Source organism: Bacteroidales bacterium MB20-C3-3, from assembly GCA_035609245.1.
Lineage (GTDB): Bacteria > Bacteroidota > Bacteroidia > Bacteroidales > UBA932 > Bact-08.
The window spans coordinates 1,358,707-1,379,259 of the sequence record CP141202.1 but is presented as its reverse complement, the minus strand read 5'-3'; the positions used below and the strand labels follow the sequence as shown (position 1 = coordinate 1,379,259).

Here is a 20,553-nt window from a genome sequence, read left to right as displayed (position 1 = left end):
ACCATAGCATAGATGGACATAAATAAAATTAAAGAGGATATCGGTGAAGAGTGGGGAGAATTCGAAAGAGTTCTCAAAGAGACACTTGTCAGCAGCTCTGATCTCCTTAATACCATTAACTCTTACTTAGTTGAGAATAACGGGAAACAGGTAAGGCCTCTTCTCTCAATTCTTGCAGCCAGGGCACTTGGTAAACCATACAGACTTACTATTTCATGTGCTGTTGTCTCTGAAATGATTCATACAGCAACTCTTCTTCATGACGATGTGGCAGACGACTCTAAATACAGAAGGGGGACTGAAACAGTACAATCCAGATTTAATCCGGCAGCATCTGTACTTACAGGTGATTATTGGCTGGCAAAGGCACTCTCCCTTATTGTAAATGACAAGGATATGGGTGTAATGAGCTATTTTACCAAGGCTGTTCAGGAGCTGGCTGAGGGTGAGATATTTCAGATGCAGAAGGCCTCTTCACTGGATACTACTGAGGAGGATTACTACAAAATTATTGGTCAGAAGACATCAAGTCTGTTCGTAGCAGCTGTGGAGAGTGCCGTCTTTACAATGAATCCCGGAAAAGAGGTGGTGGATAGTATGGGCAGGTTTGCATATCATCTGGGGCTCGCTTTCCAGATTAAGGATGATATTTTTGACTATGCACCTCAGATGGACACAGGGAAACCAGCAGGTGGTGATATAATGGAAAAAAAGTTAACTCTTCCGCTCATAGCAGCGCTTAAAAGGGCTGAGTCCTCTGATCGGGAGGAGATGTTAAAAGCGGTAAAGGATGCTTATCCGGAGGATAATACTCTTGCTCTGAAAGCTTATAAATTAGTTGAAAAATACGAAGGGAAAATTATTGCTCAGAGAGCTCTTGAGGAGCATTGTTCAATAGCAATAGAGTCTCTGGATGTTCTTCCGGACAATATTTACAAATCACATTTGATCTCTTTGACAAAGTATATGGGAAGCAGAGAGAGGTAGACTCAACTATTCAGAGCAGAAAAGCTCTTTGTAAGCGATGTCAAGCTGTGTCCAAAACTCCTCTCCAAAGGCAAAAATAAGGGGTTCCCGTAAAAACTGATATACGGGAATCCCCTCTTTTTTCCCTTTTTTAAATGCATCGGTGCATATGTGCCATTTGTGCAAATTCAGTGCAGTCATTCCATTTGACAATTTTGATACCCTTATAGGGTAAAGCCAGCAGGATATTGGTTTTCTGAATGTTGTCATTTTTTTATTCCACGCCACCTCAATCCCGCAGAAGCAATTATCTGAATTATCAAAGAGAGTGTAGGCACACTCCTCTCCGTTAATAAGCGGGGTTACAAAATCCCCGTCAGAATCAAGGACAAAGGGACCCTGCTCCTCAATTGAGCGAATCCCCTCGTCTCTGAGTTCGTTTTTAAATTTTTCATATTCACCCTTTAAGAGAGAGCACTCCTCTTTTTCAAGAGGTGCTCCGCTATCACCAATTATACAGCATACGCCGTGACAAACGGGATAGTCGCAAGCAAATTTCTCGGTCAGTATTTCAGAAGAAACGAGGCAATTGCCAATCTCTATAACAGGGCTCATACTTGTTTATTTACCATTCATTACAACCTCAATCTGGTTGCCTTGAGTTAATGTTTGCTTAATGAATTTTGTTACCTTTTCAGGGGTTATGCTCTTAAGTGTGCTTTCGTAAGTAGAGTGCATGTCTTTTCCAAGCATAAATCTTGTATTGATAACTCCCAGCCAGTAATTATTTTCACGAAGATTCTGAGTGAATGTCTTCTGTGAATACTCCATAATTTTGGCAAAATCCTCCTGGCTAACACCTTTCTCAAGTACTATACCTATCTCTTTATGTGCTCTGGCAAGAAGCTTTTCCCTAAGGGCCACATCAGTATCAAAGCCAAACAAGAACATAAAATTATCATCAGGATAATAAGAGAGAGACATGTTAACCCCTACTCCGTATGTTCCACCCTCGTCTTCGCGGATTGAACGGGTAAATACCATATCAAATACTTGCTTTGCAAAACTTGCAAGGATTGTATTCTCCACAGTGTAAGGAATTTTACCTGACATAATTGTATAAACTGTTGCCTTTGGAGTCTGCATCGCTTTCTCAAAATGCTTTACAACTTTGCCCTTAACAGGGATCAAACCAACATTTGCCCAGTTCTCTTTCTGGCTCTTGTTAGAAGGAAGAGAAGCAATATAAGTCTCTACAAGTGGTTTAAGGATAGCTTCATCAACATTTCCTACAAAAGTGAATACAAAGTCAGAGGCATTTGCAAATCTCTGGCGATATAATTCGAGAGATTTTGAATAATCAAGTTTATCAAGCATCTCCAGGGTCATTCTGTTTGCATAAGGATTGTTGTTGTACATTACCTTCTGCAGTGTGTCAGAGAAAGCAGACATTGGCTGAGAATCCATGTTTTCAATCTGAGCTTTAAGTCTTGCTTTGTAAGTCTGGAATGCCTCCTGATCCTCTCTGATACCGGTGAAATTAAGATATAGTAGTTGCATAAAGGTCTCAATATCTTTAGGAGTTGAAGCTCCGCTTATTGATTCGCTCATTATGCTGATGCTTGGTCTTACTGTTACATTTTTTCCGGCAAGAACTTTGCGCAGGTCTGTTACATTGTATTTTCCAAGGCCACCGGCTGTAGCCACTCCTACGAGGTCTTTGGTTTCAATAATATTTTCTTTGCCAATAAGAGAGCTTCCTCCCCTTGAACTTGCTGAGAAAAGTATCTGATCCTGTTTGAAATCGGTCTTTTTAATAACAACTGTTGCTCCGTTTGAAAGATTCCAAACAGTTGAGCTGCTCATAGGCTCTTTTAACTCTGACAGAACCTTACCGGCTGCAGGTGCAACTGGTACAAGAGGCTCGTTGGAAACGGTCTCTTCATAAGCTTTAACTTCCTCTTTCCTTGCAGATTCAAAAATTGCAAGAATCTCCTCTTTTGAAGGTTTTACCAGACCCTCTTTTTCAGGCATAAGAAGAGCTATTGCAATATTCTCTTCTCTTGGTAGTTCTTTTGCATATTGATTAACCTGGTCAATAGGAATATTAGGAGCAACCTGCTGTAACATTGCATAAGTTGTCTCAATGCCCGGGTATGCTTCCCCTGTAAGGAAATGGTTCAGAACCTGACTTACATAGTAGCTGTTTTTCTGTTTGTCTCTTTCGTTATAAACCTGTTCAAGGTTACTCATATAGGTAGCCTTTGAGCGTTCATACTCGGATGCTGTAAACCCGTGTCTTTTAACTCTCTCTGCCTCATTGGTAATAATCTTAAGAGCCTCAGCTGTTCTGCCCTCCTTAACCCTTGCACTAATACTCAATGCATCTTTTGTCTGAGCAATAATGTATCCGCCGTAGTCTGCGTATGCAGATGTAAACGGAGCTTCAGGTTTCTGAGCAATCTCGTTAAGTCTAGATGAGAGCATGCTTGAAACCATACTGTTCATAAAATTCATTACGATTCCAACAGCAGTACCCCTCATCTCTACGGGAACCACATCATGTTTGTACATAAGCATCAACTCGGTTGTAGATGCCTCAGGATCTGATGCTATTCCTACAAGTGTCTCTTTAGTGTCAGGAACAGGAAGCTGAATTCTCTCAGCAGCATTTTCGTGTTTAGGAATTGCTCCAAAAAGAGTTTTGATTTTGTTCTCAATCGCTACAGGATCAATATCTCCTACTATTATGATACCCTGGTTGTCCGGACGGTACCATTTGTTATAGTATGATCTCAGCTCTTCGTATGTGAAATTATTGATAACATCAAGCAGCCCGATAGGAAGTCTGTAAGCATATCTGCTGTCTGGCATTATCTCGGGGAAAATCTTCTCGTACATTCTGAGCATTGCGCTGCTGCTTGTACGAAACTCTTCGCGAATTACGCCTCTCTCTTCATCAATATCTTTATCAGTAAGAGATATTGCACAAGACCAGTCTCTAAGTATAAGCATACAAGAGTCAATTATACCCTGTCTTTTCACAGGGACATTTGAAATATTGTAAACGGTCTGATCTAATGAAGTATATGCATTTAAATTTGCTCCAAACTTAACACCAATCTTTTCAAGATATGATATTACACCATTGCCCGGAAAGTTCTCAGTTCCGTTGAAAGCCATATGCTCAAGAAAGTGAGCAAGACCTCTCTGGCTCTCCTCTTCAAGTATAGAACCAACCTTTTGTGCAATGTAAAATTCAGCCTGTCCTTTAGGCTCACTATTCTGGACAACAAAATAAGTTAGTCCGTTTTCCAGTACGCCTGACCTGACTTTTGGGTCAAGGGGAAGTTTCTGGGGCATCTGTGCAATTGCCGAAATTGCAATTAAAATTGCCGCCATAGATGTTAAAAATCTTTTCATTTTGCAGTTAATCTGTTTTTTAAAATAAGCAATCACAAATATATCCAATATTTTGCATCGTTTCTGACTTTTTTTTATTTTTGCATGAATCGTTTAAAAAAAACAACTGATGAGACAAATCAAGACATTTTTGGCAATTTGTGCAGTAGCACTGTTGTCTGCCGGAACAATCCAGGCTCAAGACCTTGCAGCAGCAACGGAAACCTATAATGCAGCAGCAACATCTTTGAATGATGGCAACTACATCTCTGCACTTGAAAATTTCAATAAGGCGCTGAAAATGCTTGAGGGTCTGGGTGAAGAGGGTCAGACAATGCTCGCGGAGGCAAAGAGTATAATCCCGCAAATTCACCTTAGATACGGAAAAGAACTTGCAGCGGCTAAAGATATTGATGGCGCTGTAATACAGCTAAAAAAGGCGATAGAGACAGGCAAAAGCTACTCTGTTGCTGATGTTGTTACAGAAGCAACAGAACTCCTCCCTCAGGTATTGATGGCAGATGCAAATGAACTTCTGAATACCGGCAAATTTGCAGAGGCTGCTGCGGAGTATGCAAAGGTCATAAAGGCAGATCCTGAAAACGGAACAGCTTACCTGAGAACAGGTATGGCTTTAAGCCGTATAAACAAAGAGGCTGAGGCAGTAGCTGCTTTTGAAAAGGCAATGGAACTTGGAGAAAAAGATAACGCTTCCAGACAACTATCGGTAATATACCTCAAGAAATCTGCTGCTCTGATGGGTGCAAAAAACTGGGCAGGTGTTTTTGAAAATGCAAAGAAATCAAACGAGTATAACGAGTCAGGTCAGTCTCTTAAGCTTATGGGACTCTCTGCAGTTCAACTAAAAAAGTTTGATGATGCAATTGAAACACTCGAGAAGTATTATGCAATGGATACAAATGCAAAAGATAAGGCATCAACTCTTTACAATCTGGCAACAGCATATGAAGGCAAAGGGAACAACGCTAAGGCTTGCGGGTATTACAAACAGATATTAACTGATCCTACATACAAACAGATTGCCGAATATAAAGTGAAAACACAACTTAAGTGCAATTAAGGAGAGAACTTGAACTGCTGGCACCTGCCAGAAATTTAGAGATCGGCATTGCAGCAACAGATTGCGGTGCCGATTCTCTCTATATAGCCGGACCTGCATTTGGTGCAAGGGAGGCTGCAGGAAATTCAATGCAGGATGTTGAGAAGCTTGCACGGTATGCCTCAAAATTTGGGACTAAGGTGTTTCTTGTACTGAATACAATCCTGTATGAGAGCGAGATAAAGGAGGCTGAGAAGATTGCAAATCAGGCATGGAATGCCGGCTGCTCTGCATTGATTATTCAGGATCTTGGACTACTTAAAGCAAAATTACCTCCTGTTCCGCTTTTTGCATCCACTCAGACAAATATCAGGAGTGTTGAACAGGCAAAGATGCTGGAAGGGCTTGGATTCAGCAGACTTATCCTGGCCAGGGAGCTCTCCCGGGAACAGATAATGGAGATTCGGGCAAATACAACAATTGACCTGGAAAGTTTTATCCATGGTGCTTTGTGTGTCTCATACAGTGGGCAGTGCTATATGAGCGAGAGGATAGCAGGAAGAAGTGCAAACAGAGGTTCTTGCGTTCAGGCTTGCAGGTCAAAATACAATCTGGAAGATTCCGGAGGCAAGGTTCTGGTAAAAGATAAACCACTCCTCTCTCTGAAGGATCTCAACCTTGGAGAGTATATACCTCAACTTGCATATGCAGGGGTATCTTCTTTTAAAATAGAAGGGAGATTGAAAAATATCTCATACATCAAGAATGTTGTAAGGTATTACAGATCTCTGCTGGATAATTTTATTCAGAAGGATGAAAAATTCATCAAGGCATCAAGCGGAAGACTTTATGGAGGATTTACACCCCGGCCGGAAAACACATTTAACAGAGGATATACAAATCTCTTTATTGATGGTGAGAGGGGAGCGTGGAGCAGCGGGGATATTGCGAAAGCATCGGGAGAGTTGGTAGGGAGAGTTAAGGAGATTCATTTTGAAAGAGGGGGCTCCTCCAGAATAGAGTTAGACTCTTTTGCCCGTCTTGAAAATGGTGACGGGATATGTTTTACTGACAAGAACGGAGAGGTTTTGGGTGTGAGGGTAAATGTTGCATCTCAGGGATTTGTGATGATAAATGATCAGCCCGATATAGCTCCCGGTACAAATATTTACAGGAATTACAACAGGCTGTTTGAGAAAGAGCTGGAGGCAAATATGCCCAAAAGGCTAATTGATGTTAAGCTCTGCATAGATGCAGATCTTTCCGGAATTGTAGCAGAGGGGGTAAGTGAAGATGGTGTAAAAGTTACCCTTAAAACAGAGGGCCCATTTGATCAGGCTAAAAACAGGGAGAGGGCAGCAGAAAGTATTTTAGGACAGCTTTCAAAAAGTTCAGGGGTATATCTTTTTAAGGCCGAAATAAAGGGCTGTGGGGATCTTCCCTTCCTGCCTGTCTCAGCTCTTAACGGTATAAGAAGAGAGTTGGCTATAAGGCTGGACAGTGAAAGGGAGAGACAATGGAGTGAGAGAAGGTTATGCGAGAGAAGAGTAGAGGTCAGAAGAGATATAATCACATGGAGGCCTCTGGAGGGGAAGAGGGTAACATATCTCGGGAACTCCGCAAACTCCCTCTCAGATGAATTGTTCAAAGAGCTTGGAGCTCTACAAACAGAGAGAGCATTTGAGATAGAGCCTCCTCAGGAGGCAGAACTTATGAGGTGCAAATATTGTATCAAATATGAGATTGGAAAATGTCCTTCCGAGGGTTACAGAGGGAAAATGGATGAGCCTCTTTATCTAGTAAATGGCGGAAGGAGGTTCAGACTCGGCTTTGACTGTGGTAAATGTGAAATGGTTATATTTGGATAAATTTTAATAAGATGAGGTTCTCTGAAGTGACAGGTTTGGAAGGGTCTAAAAACGAGCTTGTGAAGATTGTTGATTCTGGCAGGGTTCCGCATGCTATGCTTATTACTGAGGAGCCTGGGTTTGGTGCATTACCTTTAGCTCTTGCATTCATTCAGTACTTCTCCTGCAAACAACGGAAAGATGGTGACTCTTGCGGCAGTTGCCCCTCTTGCAGCAAAATATCAAAAATGATTCATCCGGACCTCCATTTTGCATTCCCTGTGAGTACATCGTCGTCAGGAGGAAGTAAAACGGTTAGCGATAACTTTATAGCAATATGGAGAGAGGCTATAAAGAATAATCCATATGTTACAGAGCAGGAATTTAACGAGTTATGCGGAGTTGAGAACAAATTGGGACGCATCTCTGTGGCAGAGGCATCGGCTATCTTCAAAAAACTTACAATGACCTCTTTTGAGGGGGGGAATAAATATATGTTAATATGGCTTGCCGAGAGAATGAACCCGGAGGCCTCAAATAAACTCCTTAAATTACTTGAAGAACCACCTGCAGATACTTTTATCATTCTTGTAAGCCAGTCTCCTGAAAAGGTTCTCCCTACCATACAGTCAAGATGCAGGCTCTTAAGAGTTCCGCCTGTTGAGAGATCTTCGCTGGCATTATTTCTTGAGAAAAAACTATCTATACAGACTGGAGAGGCTTTGCTTTGGGCCGGAATGTCGGGAGGAAGCGTAAGCAGGGCTCTCTCTCTTATTTCAGAATCTTCTGAAGACAGCAGATACGACCAGCTGGCCGAGGCGCTTATAAACACCTCCTTATCTAAGAATCTTGAAGGCTCTATCAGAGTATGGGAGGAGGTTGCTCAGTTTACCAGGGAGAATCAGCTCTCTTTTTGCAGGGTATTACTTGAAAACATCAGGAGAATTTATATGTTAAATCTCGGGGCTGATGAGATATCTTTTATACCTGCAAACAGACTGGAGACATTCAGGGTTTGGGCAAATAAAATTGATCCGGCCTTTTATAACAGAGGTATGGATTTGGTAAACGGGGCCATGGCAGATATTGAGAGGAACATAAATCCAAAATATATTTTTGCAGACCTTGCTAACCGCTTTTTTCTAACTTTGTAGCAAATATGGATACAATTAATATAAAATATGACTGCAGCAGGGGAACAACAGCCCATCGTTCTGATGATGGTGAGCTGGCCTGTGGCTTCAAGGGAGGGTGTTGTAAACTAAATGTTTTCGACTGGATGTGCGGTGTTCCGGATCTCGATAAAGAGGAGGTTTACGAAGTAAGATTTAAGAATACAAGAAAGCTATATTTCAGAAATGAGACCGGTATATCTTATAATATTGGAGATATAGTGGTGGTTGAGGCTGTCAATGGTCACGATGTGGGAATTGTGACAATAAAAGGGCCTGTGGCTCTTAAACAGCTAAAACGGCACAATATTGATAAAAAGACCTTTGAGTTCAAAAAGATATACAGAAAAGCGAGAGTGCTTGACATTGAGAGGTGGCAGGAGGCTATTGCCAGAGAGCATAAAACCATGATTCGGTCACGACAGATTGCCTCTCAGCTGGAACTCAATATGAAGATTGGAGATGTTGAATTTCAAGGAGATGGGACTAAGGCTATATTCTATTACATAGCTGACGAAAGAGTTGATTTTCGTCAGCTTATAAGGAATTTTGCCGAGGAGTTTAAAATCAGAATTGAGATGAAGCAGATAGGGGCGCGTCAGGAGGCTGGCCTGATTGGTGGTGTGGGAGTATGCGGACAGGAGCTTTGTTGTTCACGATATATGTCGGATTTCCAGTCAATTACTACGCAGGCGGCAAGGAGTCAGGACCTCTCTCTTAATCCGCAGAAACTGGCCGGACAGTGCAGCAAACTTAAGTGCTGTATAAATTATGAGGCCGCAACCTATATAGATGCTCAGACAAGTATGCCATATGTAAGAGAGCCTCTTGATACAGAGGATGGCCCGGCGTATCTGGTGAAAACGGATACTCTTAAAGGCATAATGTGGTTTTCATATGAACAGAATAGTATGACTAATATGTTTCCTGTGGATGCCTTTAGAGTTAAAGAGATTCTAAGGATGAATGCCAGAGGAGTAAAGTGTGAAAGTCTTATGCCTGATGTGGAGGCTAAATCTCCCGAGTTTGTTACTTCAGTTGGTGATGACAGCATAAGCAGATTTGATGATAAGGGTCAGGGAAATGGTAAGCGTCAGAATTTCAGGCCTCAAAAAAATGGCGGGAATAATGGACCAAGAAAGCTTAATAAGAATCCTAACAGAAACCAGAACAATCAGAATTCAAAGTGAGCAGGACACTCTCTCTGCTGATTATTATATTTTTTACAACTGTTGCTTGTACAAACAGCGAAGATAATGTTGTGGCCTTTAGCGACAGGCCTTCAGACAGAGAATTTGATTCGGGAGAGTTTCTGGAGTACAGAGTTCCATCAACTGACTCCAGTTGTTTTTATGATATTGATGTCTACGCCAGGATTCACCACTCTTCTAAAGCGGATAAAATACCCCTGATCATTAGAATTATTTCTCCTGCCGGTAAGATATATGCAGATACGCTGAGACTTAATGCTAATAATAACTCTGCATATCCGTCGTATGCCAGATCTGGTGTCTGGAGGGATTATAAATGGAGTTACAGAAACAGGGTGACTCTCCCTGAAAATGGGACCTGGTATTTTAGAGTTGATTTAATTGAGGGAAGTAATCCTGTTAGTGGGCTTACAGAACTTGGGTTTATATTCAGTAAAAGATAATTTCTGATATTTTTATGGGAAAGGATAAGTTGCGCAGATTTGAGGAGAACAAAAGCTTTAAATGTCTCTTCCAGCCTGAATTTGAAGAGGTCTTCAGAAAAGACTATTATATAAAGGGAAGGTGGCAGGAGCTATATTTTGAAAACGGCAAACCGATAGTTCTGGAATTGGGGTGCGGTAGAGGAGAATACACAATAGATATGGCTAAAAGATATCCTGATAAGAATTTTATCGGGATGGATATAAAAGGGGCAAGATTGTGGAGAGGTGCCAAGAGTGCTACTGAGTCCGGTATGGATAATGCTGCATTTCTCAGAACAAGGATTGAATTTATTGAGTGGCTTTTTGCACCGGGAGAGGTCTCTGAAATATGGATAACATTTGCAGATCCTCAGATCAGACGGGATAACAAGAGGCTTACGGCTCCTGTGTTTCTGGAAAGATACCAAAAATTCCTGGTTTCCGGGGGAGTCATCCACCTTAAGACAGATAGCCCCTATCTTCACGAATACACATGTGCTTTGGCAGAAAAGAATAATCTGGAAGTTCTGGAGATGGTCAAGGATGTGTATGGCTCAATTAATAACGGGAGTATTTCAGGGGAGATCGCAGAACTACTTTCAGTAAAGACTTATTACGAAGAGCAATTTATATCCCAGGGTCATCCAATAACCTATTTGAGTTTCAGACTGCCTTCTGATAAAAAAATCGTGGCCCCTGAGTGGGACCACGATAAATATCCGAGATAATATTAAAGATTAATCCTCTTTGCGGTCATCTCTTATATGCCACTCAATTGTTCTGGCAATTCTGTATACATCTTTACGGAGCCCCTCAATAATGATAGGATTGTCAGAAATATTTACTGTTATGGTATCTTCGTACATCCTCATAAGTCTGAGCATAGGAGAGTTATGTTTGAATTTTATTGAGTCCGGTGTCTCAGAGATAACTGAATATTTACTGTTTGTAAATATCTCCATTATCTTATCTCTGTCATTGGCAAATCCATTGTTCAGATAGACTTTTCTCTTTGCAAATCCAAAAATGGGGTAAATCAGAGATACAACAACGAAGAATATTATGAGCTGGTAGCCTGTTCCGGGGCGAAACAGGTTTTTGTAGTCAAACTCACCTGAAGATGTGAGAGAGAAAACAGAGACAATCAGAACAAATACAACTCCCAGATATATTGCATATTTGAGGGCCCTGGTAATATACTGCGTAAAGTTAAAACCTGCCATTTCCTTGTTAATATTATTGGTTATGTTAAGGCAAAGCTACTAAAAATTTCTATTTTTGTATTTGGAGTTATTTTATTCACGAGTAAAATCAATATTATGGAAAACGAAAAGAAACTGAAAACTATTGTAATAGTTCTTGCTGCCATTGCAGTGGTTCTTGTGGGAGTTCTTGCCTGGATGTGGGTAGAGAGAAGTGGTGTTATTGATGATCTTACTGTGGAGAAAGAGAAGCTCACAGGAGAGATGATACAGTTGCAGGCAGACTATCAGGGTCTCTCCTCAAATAATGATTCGCTTAATGTTCAGTTGACCGTAGAGAGAGAGAAGGTTGCTCAGCTTATTGAAAGAGTCAAAAGTACTGAGGCAACTAACAGGTCTAAGTTAAGGGAGTATGAGAGGGAACTTGGCACACTAAGGAGTATAATGAGAGGATATATTAAGCAGATTGACTCTCTTAACACACTTAATATTTCGCTCAGGCACGAGGCTACTCAGGCAAGAACCGAGGCCAAGCAGAGTAAAGAGAAGTTCCAGGAGCTACAGTCAACAACTGAGGAGTACGCAAAACAGGTCCAGATAGGCTCTGTGGTTAAGGGCAGAGGTGTTGTAATGACTGCAATCAACTCTTCAAATAAGGATACTGACAGGAGCAGCAGAACAGCTAAACTTCGTACCTGTTTGAGTCTCGTTGAAAATTCAATTGCCACAAAAGGTCCAAGAAGAGTTTTTATAAGGATTAAAGGACCTGACGGAATTCTTTTGACCTCCGGTCAGGAACAAATCTTCTCTTTTAATGGAGAACAGATGATATACTCTGCATCAAGAGAGGTTGATTACCAGGGAGAGGAGATTGAGATTTGTGTATTCTACCAGGGCAATCCTCCGTACCTGAAGGGGCTTTACACAGTGGATGTTTTCACCGAGGAGACAAAACTGGGCTCTGGTGAGCTTCAGTTAAGGTAATATATTTTGGCCGGTATCTATATACACATCCCCTTCTGTTCGCAGTTTTGCACATATTGTGATTTCTACTCTGTAAAGGCGGGTAAAAGGGTATCTAAGTTCACTGAAGCACTTTTGCTTGAATCAGGAACCAGGAGTTGTTTTTTCAATGGTATTTCAGATAGGAATAACACTCTCTATTTTGGGGGTGGTACTCCCTCTTTGATTACTCCTGAAGTTATTGCAGAAATTGCTCATACAGTCTGTAAAGACAGTAGGTTGGGAGATGTAGGGGATCTGGATGAGTTTACTGTTGAGGTTAATCCTGATGATGTAACGGAGGAGTATCTGAGAGGGCTTTATGGAGCCGGGGTCAGAAGACTCAGTATGGGCATTCAGTCGTTTAAAGATACTCATCTTAAATGGATGAACAGAAGGCACACATCCGCTGCAGCTGTCAAAGCCTATAATATTGCAAGAGAGGTGGGGTTTGACAATATAAGTATTGATCTTATTTTTGGTTTTGACCGGCTCTCTGCTGAAGATTGGAGTGATAACCTTAAAACAGCTATCTCTCTCAGACCTGATCATATTTCTTCCTATCAACTTAGCATTGAACCTGGAACCAAGTTGGGGGCGGACTATGAAAAGGGTGATTACAAACCTCTGGAGGATGATGTCTCGTATTTTCAGTACTCTACTCTGCAAACAACACTTGCAGAGGCGGGGTATGTGCAGTATGAGGTCTCTAGTTTTGCATTAAAGGGGAGGGAGGCAAAACATAACAGCAGTTACTGGAATCACACTCCATATCTTGGTCTGGGACCTGCTGCACACTCTTTTGACGGGGTGCGGAGATATGCAAACAGACCTTCACTGGGTGCTTATATAAAACGATACTCTGCTGAAGGTATTGCATTGTCTCTAACTCAAGGGTACAGGGAGGGTTACATTACCACTGAAGTTTTGACAGAAAACGACCTTTTCAACGAGAGTCTGATGCTCTCTTTAAGAAGAGTAGAGGGACTTAATTTAACAGTACTGCTTGATAAGTTTAAGAGTGTTGACAGGGACTCATTTTTAAATGAGATAAACTTTCTGGTTGAAAAAGGAGAACTGCAAAGAGATGGCGGGAATATAAAAATCCCGTCAGGAAAGTTATTTCTCTCTGACGGGATTATCAGGGTACTGTTTAGATAACTAAGCTAGCCTATGTAGCCGTTAGCTCTGAGGAACGCAGTAGTTGCAATTATCACGAATCCTCCGCAAACTACAGTTGCATATATATATGATACTGCTTTTAGTCTGGGAATCCATTTCTGGTTATTAGCCCCAACAGTCTGAAGAGCACTCCAGAATCCGTGGGTAAGATGGAACCACAGAGCTGCAAACCAAACAATATATGATATGTAAATGAAAGTGTTGCCAAATGTAATATGCATTAAATCATTAACATTCTCTGCATGACCACCGGTGAATTCCGGAAGCTGCATTTTAGCCCAGAAATGTGAAAGGTGGAAAACCAGAAAACCAAGAACAATCAATCCCAGTACAAGCATGTTTTTTGATGCCCATGAGTCTGCTTCGCCCTTGTGAGTAACAGCATATCTCTCTTTCCCTCTTGCTTTGTAGTTCATTCTGTTAAGAATAAGTGCATAGATAATGTGAACAGCAAAACCTGCTGCCAGAACCGGAACCATAGCAACAACAACTGGGGAACTCATGATCACAATAATTGTATCAAAAGCCTCCGGCCCAAAAAGGTAAGCGGAATTTGCCAGTAGGTGTACCAGTAGAAATAAAATCAAAAATAGTCCGGATATGCTCATTACAAGCTTTTTGCCGATAGACGATGTGAAAATGTTTGCCATATTTTTTATCTTTTGATTACTCTTTTCAAGCCGCCGCAAAGATAACCCCTAACTTGGTATTTTCATAATATTTGGCTATTTTTGTTTGATAAATCCTACTAATGAAATACAAAAGAGTTCTGCTCAAATTGAGCGGAGAAAGTCTAGGAGGGCCGGATGGCCAAGGTATAGATGAGGATATGTTTGAAAAATATGCCTCAGAAATTAAAGAACTCACCTCTATGGGTGTTCAGGTAGCTGTAGTTATTGGAGGGGGTAATATCTTCAGAGGTCTCTCCGGTGTAAAGATGGGTTTTGACAGAGTGAGAGGTGACCAGATGGGGATGCTCGCAACAGTTATTAATAGTATAGGTCTCTCGCTATCTCTGAAGGGGCTGGGGGTTGAAGCTGTGGTATACAGTGCTACACCAATGGAACCCTTTGCAAACTATTATATAAGGGACTGTGCTCTGTCTATTTTAGAGAGAGGGGGTGTGGCTATTATCGCCGGGGGAACAGGTAACCCTTTCTTTACAACAGACTCTGCTTCTGCTCTCAGGGCAGTAGAGTTAAGTGCAGATATTCTTCTTAAAGGTACAAGGGTGGATGGCGTTTATGACAGTGATCCGGAGAAAAACAGGGATGCCGTAAAATACCATAGTTTAACTTATGACAAAGCTTTGGCTGATAATCTTAAAGTGATGGATATGACAGCTTTTGCTCTTTGTAAAGAGAATAAAATGCCAATAGGTGTTTTTAACATGAATACAGCAGGTAACCTTTTACGAATTGTTAAAGGGGAGAGTATAGGAACAATAATTTCCACACAATAATCTATCTTTGTAAAATTAATTCTAAGAATATGGATATAAGCAAACAGAAAGAGGTAATTGATGCAGCTAAGGATAAAATGCATAAAGCGTTGCTGCACCTAGAAGAGGAGCTCAAGACATACAGGGCAGGAAAAGCTAACCCTGCAGTCTTCAACAATGTGATGATTGACTACTACGGCTCGCCCACACCTATTCCTCAGGTAGCCAGTATAACCACTCCTGATGCTAAAACCATGCTGATTCAGCCTTGGGATAAAAAGATGATTCCAATGATTGAGAAGGCCATTATGGTTGCCAATATTGGATTTACACCATCAAACAACGGAGAGCATGTGAGGATTAATGTTCCGCCGCTCACTGAGGAGAGAAGAAAGGATCTTGTGAAAAGAGTAAAGGCAGAGGGTGAGAATGCAAAAATCAGTGTGAGGAATGCACGCAGAGATGGAGTTGATCTTCTTAAGAAATATCAGAAAGATGGTCTTCCGGAAGATGTGGCTAAAGATGGTGAGTCAATTCTTCAGAAAGAGACAGACAACTACAACAAGAAGATTGAAGAGGCTCTGGCAGTTAAGGAGAAAGAGATCCTTACAGTTTAAAAATCTGTTGTAATTATCTTAACATCTCCGCTCAGGCTTGCATTGATTCGGACAGCTCCCGGAATCATACTGATGTTGGTGACTTTTACAGCATGCAAATTTCCCATAAGATATACTCCCTCCATAAGGGAGTATTTTTTTAACATATTGTCTGTCTCCAGCCTAACATCCTCAAGTAAACTGTCAATTTTATAAGTAAGATATGGCTGTAATTTTCTGAGTAACATTCCGTGAAGAAGCCAGTTGGCAGATTTAACCAGAGCATTTCTGGTTTTTACATCAAATTCCGGATTAATTACTGAAACAGAGAGAGAGTCTGGATTATAAACCAGCTCTCCGGTAAGATACAGCCGTCCCTTAAGAGAGCCCTCAACATCCATCTCAAGAACTGCCTTTCCTGAGCTGCTGTATAGATTCAGCCCTTTTACAAGGATGCTTTTTCCTCCCTCTTTAAATTCCATTCCGGCAAGCTGCATCATTGCTGCTTTGGTAATCTGGCTAAATGTAACATCGGCCTTTACATTAATATTGAATTTTCCCGGATTATCCTGATTTTTTCCCAAAGGTGGAAGGGCAATCGGGCTGGAAACTTTGATGCTGTCTCCTGCGATAGATTCAACCTCTCCGGTAAATGTAACCGGGATAATAAGTTTTCCTGAAGCGGATCCAATAGGAGAGAGAGCTATTCCTGCAGGAGTAATTTTAACCCACACATCGAATGTGCTATCTACTTGGACAGGTTCCTGGAGATAATTCCAGAACCCCTCAACATACTCCCGAAGGTTAAATGACTCGGCAATTGATTTGTCAATCTCCCGGGTAATTTGTCTTTCTGTTTTTGACAGAGCAAAATCTGCTATGGGTTTTACCGGAATGGATACTCCTGCAATGCTCATCTTTGGAGATTCAATCCAGTTGTATCCTGCCGATGTTGTCCTTGTTTTAAGATTCCACTCAGAATCTACATTAAATTTTGTTTTATAGATAAGAGCCAAACTCCCGGTCGCCTCATATTTATCACTTATACTGAGTCCGAATTTCTCTACTTTCCAGGAAAACCTGCTCCATATTTTCAGAGGTATTCTGTATGAAATTTCATCATTGTTTGCAAACACAGAGAAGTTTCCGGCTTTCCATACCTTAATCTCCAGATCTTTTTTCTCTTCTCCTGTGTTTTCATAGAGCAGCCCCTCAAACCTCCTGTTTACAGATCTCTCCAGACCTTTGAGGTCAATTTCGGCAACAATAGGCAGAACAGATGGAGATGGAAGAAAGGCCTCAGGAGTATATGACTCCGGAGGCCCCTCTATCTTTAAAGCACTACCGCAACTGCCCGCTATCAGCAGGGTAAGCAAATATGCCACCCATAAAATAATGCCCGGCCTGCGCATTGCTTCTCTCTGATTTACTCTTTTACAGCTTTAATTCCGGGAAGTTCAATTCCCTCAAGATACTCCAGCATTGCTCCTCCACCAGTTGAGACATAGCTTACTTTGTCTGCGTATCCCATTTGAGTAACTGCGGCAACGGAATCTCCGCCTCCTACAAGTGTAAAGGCTCCTTTAGCGGTAACCTGGGCAAGAATCTCTGCTATCCTTAAAGTGCCGTGTGCGAATTCAGGCATCTCAAATACTCCGGCAGGGCCATTCCACAGAATGGTTTTGGAAGAGTTTAGTATATTTTCCCATAGTTTAAGTGTAGAAGGGGCAGCATCCATACCCATCCATCCATCAGGAATATTATAGATATCGCAAGTCTGCTTATTTGCTTCATTACTGAATTTATCAGCCACAACAACCTCTCCGTCAAAGATAATATTAACCCCTTTTGCTTTTGCTTTCTCCAATGTTGTAAGCGCAAGTTCCAACTGGTCATCTTCACATAATGAGAGACCAATTTTTCCACCCTTTGCTTTAGCAAATGTGAAGGCCATACCTCCGCAAATAATCATGTTGTCTGCAACATCAAACAACTTTTCAATGATAGTTATCTTTGAAGAGACCTTAGCCCCTCCAATAATTGCTGTTACAGGTTTATCAGGTGAGTGAAGAACTTTATCTATTGCTTTAATTTCACCCTCCATTACATAGCCAAACATTTTGTCCTGAGGGAAGTATTTTGCTATAAGAGCAGTGGATGCGTGGGCGCGGTGTGCAGTGCCGAATGCATCGTTGATGTAGCAGTCTGCGTATGATGCCAGCCTCTTGGTGAACTCTTTCTGCTTCTCTTTGATCTCTGCCTTTGCAGCCTTTTTTACATCATCAGAGGCATCCTCAGCCAGACCGCGTGGTTTACCCTCCTCCTCTGCATAAAAACGAAGATTCTCCAGAAGCAGAACTTCACCCGGTCTCAGATTCTGAGATAGTTCAGCTGCCTCATTTCCCATACAGTCAGGTGCAAATTTAACAGTAGTACCCAGCTTCTCTTCTATTGCTCCAATTATGTGTTTGAGTGAGTATTTATCAGTGGGTCCTTTTGGTCTGCCCAGGTGTGACATTATAATAAGCGAACCACCCTTCTCCAGTACTTTTTTGAGTGTGGGAACGGCTGCACGAATTCTGGTGTCGTCTGTAATCTGGAAGTTTTCATTAAGTGGCACATTGAAATCTACCCTTACAATTGCTCTCTTCCCTGAAAAGTTGTAACTGTCAATCTTTTGCATCTTCGTAATTGTTAATTGTGTCTTATATCAAGAGGCAAATTTAGAAATATTCTTACAAAAATAATTACCTTAGAGGCGTTATTGAAAACTAAAATTGTTGAAAAGGTGATATTGCTTGAATCCCCAATAGGTTGGAAAGATTACGAATTGTTAGATTCGGGAGAGTTTGAGAAACTTGAAAGGTTTGGAGAGTACATACTAATTAGGCCGGAACCAAAGGCTCTTTGGAAAAGGTCTATGTCAGCTGCAGAATGGAGCAGAATGGCTCACACAAAATTTACTACCGGAGCCGGATTTGGTAAAGCAGGAAAAGAGGACTCTGGAACCTGGCACAGACTCAAAAAAATGGATGATCAGTGGCCTGTTGAATACAGGAAAGGCTCTCTGCGCTTCTCACTGAGAATGGGTCTTACATCTTTTAAACATGTTGGGGTGTTTCCTGAGCAGGCACCCAACTGGGATTTTATATTCAGTGAGGTAAACAGAATTAAATCAATAAACGGGGCTCCTCCAAAGATTCTTAATCTGTTTGCCTATACAGGCGCAGCCTCACTGGCTGCAAAATGTGCCGGGGCCGATGTTACTCATCTGGATTCAGTCAGGCAGGTTGTCACCTGGGCAAAGGGTAATATGGAACTCAGCGGTCTGGATAATATCCGCTGGGTTATTGAGGATGCTTTAAAGTTTGTAAAGAGAGAGGCAAGAAGAGGTAATATTTATCAGGGTGTTATAATGGATCCTCCAGCTTACGGACATGGCCCTGACGGAGAGAAGTGGAAACTGGATGAGCTTTTATATGAGTTTCTTGCTGAGGTAAATACAATTGTTGACAAAAAGAGTAGCTTTGTAGTACTGAATCTCTACTCTAATGGTTATTCGGCGGTACTGGCAGAGACCCTTATTAATACATCGTTTTCACTGAAACAAGAGGATAAGGGGAAGAGTTATTCACTTACATTTGGAGAACTTATGCTTAAAGACAAATTTGAAAAGGCTCTGCCATTAAGCGTTTTTGTCCGGTTAAGCAGATAAATTGATATTATGATAAATTTTCTGGCAATCAATTGGGCACCATCGCCTGAGATATTTTCAATAGGACCTGTTGCGGTTAGATACTACAGCGTTCTTTTTGTATCGGGATTTATAATAGGATACTATATTTTCAAATGGTTTTTCAAAAGGGAGGGAGTTCCTGAGAGGATTCTTGAGAACCTTCTCTATACCCTGTTAATAGCAACAATGGTTGGAGCCAGACTCGGCCACTGTCTGTTCTATGAACCGGAATACTATCTTGCTCGTCCCATTGAGATACTAAAGGTATGGGAGGGGGGACTCGCGAGCCATGGGGGAGCTCTTGCAATTTTGCTGGCAATGTGGTGGTTTGTCCGCAAATACGGACCTGCCTATAAATTTGATTTCCTCTGGATTATGGATAGGTTGGGCATCGCTACTGCACTTGCCGGAATGATGATAAGACTGGGAAACCTCATGAATTCCGAGATATACGGAAATCCTACAGATCTTCCCTGGGGGTTTATCTTTCAGTTAAGGGGTGAGACTGTAGCAAAACATCCTACTCAACTTTATGAAGCCCTTTCATATCTTGCGCTCTTCCTCGGTTTGATGTTCATTTACAAAAGATTCCTCCCTAAGCTTAAAAGAGGTACCCTGTTTGCACTCTTCCTTATAGGTCTCTTTGCCGCCAGATTCTTTATTGAGTTTGTGAAAGAACCACAGGTTGCATTTGAGCAGACTATGTCACTAAATATGGGACAGTGGCTTAGCGTACCGTTTATAATTGGTGGAGTAGCCCTTTTGATTTACAGCATTACCAGAGGGAAGCCGGCAATGATAAAAAACAAAGCCTAATTTTCTCTGTCAAGTTCGCGCCTGATATCCTTCTCCTTGATGGAGTGTCTCTTGTCGTATTCGCGTTTTCCTTTTGCGAGGGCTATGTTTAGTTTTGCATAACCGCGGTCAGAGATGAAGAGTCTGGTTGCAACAATTGTCAGCCCCTTCTCCCGGGAGCCTCTGAAAAGTCTGCGGAGCTCTGTTCGGTTTAGCAATAGTTTCCTGTCTCTTCTTGGATCGTGAGCATTAAAACTACCCCACCAGTAATCTGCAATATGCATATTCTTAACATAGAGCTCTCCATTTGCAAAATAGCAGTAGGAATCTGCCAGAGAGGCCTTGCCTGCACGGATTGATTTAATCTCAGTTCCGCTAAGGACAACACCTGCCGTAAATGTCTCCAGGAACTCGTAATCAAACGAGGCCCTCTTGTTTTTAATCTCTATTTTGCTTTTTGCTTTAGGCATGGGAGTG

Annotated in this window: 20 protein-coding genes; 13 read left to right on the top strand and 7 right to left on the bottom strand. The window is 41.6% G+C overall.

Features of this window, described 5'->3' with window-relative positions; all coding sequences use genetic code 11:
- Nucleotides 1-12: 12 nt before the first annotated feature.
- On the top strand, nucleotides 13-987 hold the full coding sequence (locus U5907_06180) for a polyprenyl synthetase family protein (protein ID WRQ32172.1): 975 nt from the start codon (nucleotides 13-15) through the stop codon (nucleotides 985-987).
- Between the two features lie 6 nt (nucleotides 988-993).
- Here U5907_06180 and U5907_06175 read toward each other — a convergent pair whose 3' ends face one another.
- Nucleotides 994-1,581, bottom strand: coding sequence for a DUF3109 family protein (locus U5907_06175; protein ID WRQ32171.1), 588 nt, complete (start codon nucleotides 1,579-1,581; stop codon nucleotides 994-996).
- Between the two features lie 6 nt (nucleotides 1,582-1,587).
- A complete protein-coding gene (locus tag U5907_06170; GenBank protein ID WRQ32170.1) occupies nucleotides 1,588-4,389 on the bottom strand; it encodes an insulinase family protein in 2,802 nt (933 codons plus the stop codon).
- A 109-nt stretch (nucleotides 4,390-4,498) separates the two neighbouring features.
- On the opposite strand from U5907_06170, the gene U5907_06165 reads away from it, so the two are divergent.
- Genes U5907_06165 through trmB form a run of 6 tightly spaced genes read left to right on the top strand, consistent with a single transcriptional unit; the run spans nucleotide 4,499 to nucleotide 10,850 of the window.
- Nucleotides 4,499-5,449: a tetratricopeptide repeat protein gene (locus U5907_06165; protein WRQ32169.1), complete on the top strand. Its 951-nt coding sequence runs from the start codon at nucleotides 4,499-4,501 to the stop codon at nucleotides 5,447-5,449.
- Nucleotides 5,440-7,296 (top strand): U32 family peptidase, encoded by a 1,857-nt coding sequence (locus U5907_06160; protein WRQ32168.1) that lies wholly within the window; start codon nucleotides 5,440-5,442, stop codon nucleotides 7,294-7,296. Before U5907_06165 ends, U5907_06160 begins: the two co-directional genes overlap by 10 nt.
- Nucleotides 7,297-7,307: 11 nt before the next feature.
- Nucleotides 7,308-8,429: a hypothetical protein gene (locus U5907_06155; protein ID WRQ32167.1), complete on the top strand. Its 1,122-nt coding sequence runs from the start codon at nucleotides 7,308-7,310 to the stop codon at nucleotides 8,427-8,429.
- Between the two features lie 5 nt (nucleotides 8,430-8,434).
- Nucleotides 8,435-9,637 (top strand): regulatory iron-sulfur-containing complex subunit RicT, encoded by a 1,203-nt coding sequence (gene ricT, locus U5907_06150; protein WRQ32166.1) that lies wholly within the window; start codon nucleotides 8,435-8,437, stop codon nucleotides 9,635-9,637.
- Nucleotides 9,634-10,101, top strand: a complete 468-nt coding sequence (locus U5907_06145) for a hypothetical protein (GenBank protein ID WRQ32165.1) — start codon at nucleotides 9,634-9,636, stop codon at nucleotides 10,099-10,101. Before ricT ends, U5907_06145 begins: the two co-directional genes overlap by 4 nt.
- 14 nt (nucleotides 10,102-10,115) lie before the next feature.
- The gene (trmB, locus tag U5907_06140; GenBank protein WRQ32164.1) at nucleotides 10,116-10,850 is read left to right on the top strand and encodes a tRNA (guanosine(46)-N7)-methyltransferase TrmB; all 735 of its coding nucleotides are present in this window, start codon (nucleotides 10,116-10,118) and stop codon (nucleotides 10,848-10,850) included.
- Nucleotides 10,851-10,859: 9 nt separating this feature from the next.
- On the opposite strand, the gene U5907_06135 is transcribed toward trmB, so the two are convergent.
- Nucleotides 10,860-11,345, bottom strand: a complete 486-nt coding sequence (locus U5907_06135; GenBank protein ID WRQ32163.1) for a hypothetical protein — start codon at nucleotides 11,343-11,345, stop codon at nucleotides 10,860-10,862.
- Between the two features lie 96 nt (nucleotides 11,346-11,441).
- On the opposite strand from U5907_06135, the gene U5907_06130 reads away from it, so the two are divergent.
- Both U5907_06130 and hemW read left to right on the top strand, forming a co-directional pair.
- Nucleotides 11,442-12,308, top strand: coding sequence for a hypothetical protein (locus U5907_06130; GenBank protein WRQ32162.1), 867 nt, complete (start codon nucleotides 11,442-11,444; stop codon nucleotides 12,306-12,308).
- A gap of 6 nt (nucleotides 12,309-12,314) precedes the next feature.
- Nucleotides 12,315-13,487 (top strand): radical SAM family heme chaperone HemW, encoded by a 1,173-nt coding sequence (gene hemW / locus U5907_06125; GenBank protein ID WRQ32161.1) that lies wholly within the window; start codon nucleotides 12,315-12,317, stop codon nucleotides 13,485-13,487.
- A 5-nt stretch (nucleotides 13,488-13,492) separates the two neighbouring features.
- Here the strand turns inward: hemW and U5907_06120 are convergent, their stop codons facing one another.
- A complete protein-coding gene (locus U5907_06120; protein ID WRQ32160.1) occupies nucleotides 13,493-14,158 on the bottom strand; it encodes a succinate dehydrogenase cytochrome b subunit in 666 nt (221 codons plus the stop codon).
- A 101-nt stretch (nucleotides 14,159-14,259) separates the two neighbouring features.
- Between U5907_06120 and pyrH the strand changes: the two genes are divergently transcribed.
- Together pyrH and frr are read left to right on the top strand one after the other, a co-directional pair.
- On the top strand, nucleotides 14,260-14,970 hold the full coding sequence (gene pyrH, locus U5907_06115; protein ID WRQ32159.1) for a UMP kinase: 711 nt from the start codon (nucleotides 14,260-14,262) through the stop codon (nucleotides 14,968-14,970).
- Nucleotides 14,971-14,999: 29 nt separating this feature from the next.
- A complete protein-coding gene (gene frr, locus U5907_06110; protein WRQ32158.1) occupies nucleotides 15,000-15,566 on the top strand; it encodes a ribosome recycling factor in 567 nt (188 codons plus the stop codon).
- On the opposite strand, the gene U5907_06105 is transcribed toward frr, so the two are convergent.
- A complete protein-coding gene (locus U5907_06105) occupies nucleotides 15,563-16,957 on the bottom strand; it encodes a DUF4403 family protein (GenBank protein WRQ32157.1) in 1,395 nt (464 codons plus the stop codon). The genes frr and U5907_06105 overlap by 4 nt on opposite strands.
- A gap of 14 nt (nucleotides 16,958-16,971) precedes the next feature.
- The gene (locus tag U5907_06100) at nucleotides 16,972-18,228 is read right to left on the bottom strand and encodes a phosphoglycerate kinase (protein WRQ32156.1); all 1,257 of its coding nucleotides are present in this window, start codon (nucleotides 18,226-18,228) and stop codon (nucleotides 16,972-16,974) included.
- A gap of 81 nt (nucleotides 18,229-18,309) precedes the next feature.
- Between U5907_06100 and U5907_06095 the strand changes: the two genes are divergently transcribed.
- Nucleotides 18,310-19,260 carry an oxidoreductase gene (locus tag U5907_06095; protein WRQ32155.1) on the top strand — a complete coding sequence of 317 codons (951 nt, stop codon included), beginning with the start codon at nucleotides 18,310-18,312 and terminating at the stop codon, nucleotides 19,258-19,260.
- Between the two features lie 9 nt (nucleotides 19,261-19,269).
- Nucleotides 19,270-20,097, top strand: coding sequence for a prolipoprotein diacylglyceryl transferase (lgt, locus tag U5907_06090; GenBank protein ID WRQ32154.1), 828 nt, complete (start codon nucleotides 19,270-19,272; stop codon nucleotides 20,095-20,097).
- On the opposite strand, the gene smpB is transcribed toward lgt, so the two are convergent.
- The gene (smpB, locus tag U5907_06085) at nucleotides 20,094-20,546 is read right to left on the bottom strand and encodes an SsrA-binding protein SmpB (GenBank protein WRQ32153.1); all 453 of its coding nucleotides are present in this window, start codon (nucleotides 20,544-20,546) and stop codon (nucleotides 20,094-20,096) included. The genes lgt and smpB overlap by 4 nt on opposite strands.
- Nucleotides 20,547-20,553 lie beyond the last annotated feature (7 nt).

Excerpts from the sequence above, each read along its gene's own strand:
- U5907_06105 (WRQ32157.1), bottom strand. The coding sequence starts at position 16,957 with ATGCGCAGGCCGGGCATTATTTTATGGGTGGCATATTTGCTTACCCTG.
- smpB (WRQ32153.1), bottom strand. The coding sequence starts at position 20,546 with ATGCCTAAAGCAAAAAGCAAAATAGAGATTAAAAACAAGAGGGCCTCG.
- ricT (WRQ32166.1), top strand. The coding sequence starts at position 8,435 with ATGGATACAATTAATATAAAATATGACTGCAGCAGGGGAACAACAGCC.
- frr (WRQ32158.1), top strand. The coding sequence starts at position 15,000 with ATGGATATAAGCAAACAGAAAGAGGTAATTGATGCAGCTAAGGATAAA.
- U5907_06175 (WRQ32171.1), bottom strand. The coding sequence starts at position 1,581 with ATGAGCCCTGTTATAGAGATTGGCAATTGCCTCGTTTCTTCTGAAATA.
- U5907_06135 (WRQ32163.1), bottom strand. The coding sequence starts at position 11,345 with ATGGCAGGTTTTAACTTTACGCAGTATATTACCAGGGCCCTCAAATAT.
- trmB (WRQ32164.1), top strand. The coding sequence starts at position 10,116 with ATGGGAAAGGATAAGTTGCGCAGATTTGAGGAGAACAAAAGCTTTAAA.
- pyrH (WRQ32159.1), top strand. The coding sequence starts at position 14,260 with ATGAAATACAAAAGAGTTCTGCTCAAATTGAGCGGAGAAAGTCTAGGA.
- U5907_06170 (WRQ32170.1), bottom strand. The coding sequence starts at position 4,389 with ATGAAAAGATTTTTAACATCTATGGCGGCAATTTTAATTGCAATTTCG.
- lgt (WRQ32154.1), top strand. The coding sequence starts at position 19,270 with ATGATAAATTTTCTGGCAATCAATTGGGCACCATCGCCTGAGATATTT.
- U5907_06165 (WRQ32169.1), top strand. The coding sequence starts at position 4,499 with ATGAGACAAATCAAGACATTTTTGGCAATTTGTGCAGTAGCACTGTTG.
- U5907_06155 (WRQ32167.1), top strand. The coding sequence starts at position 7,308 with ATGAGGTTCTCTGAAGTGACAGGTTTGGAAGGGTCTAAAAACGAGCTT.
- U5907_06120 (WRQ32160.1), bottom strand. The coding sequence starts at position 14,158 with ATGGCAAACATTTTCACATCGTCTATCGGCAAAAAGCTTGTAATGAGC.
- U5907_06180 (WRQ32172.1), top strand. The coding sequence starts at position 13 with ATGGACATAAATAAAATTAAAGAGGATATCGGTGAAGAGTGGGGAGAA.
- U5907_06100 (WRQ32156.1), bottom strand. The coding sequence starts at position 18,228 with ATGCAAAAGATTGACAGTTACAACTTTTCAGGGAAGAGAGCAATTGTA.
- U5907_06130 (WRQ32162.1), top strand. The coding sequence starts at position 11,442 with ATGGAAAACGAAAAGAAACTGAAAACTATTGTAATAGTTCTTGCTGCC.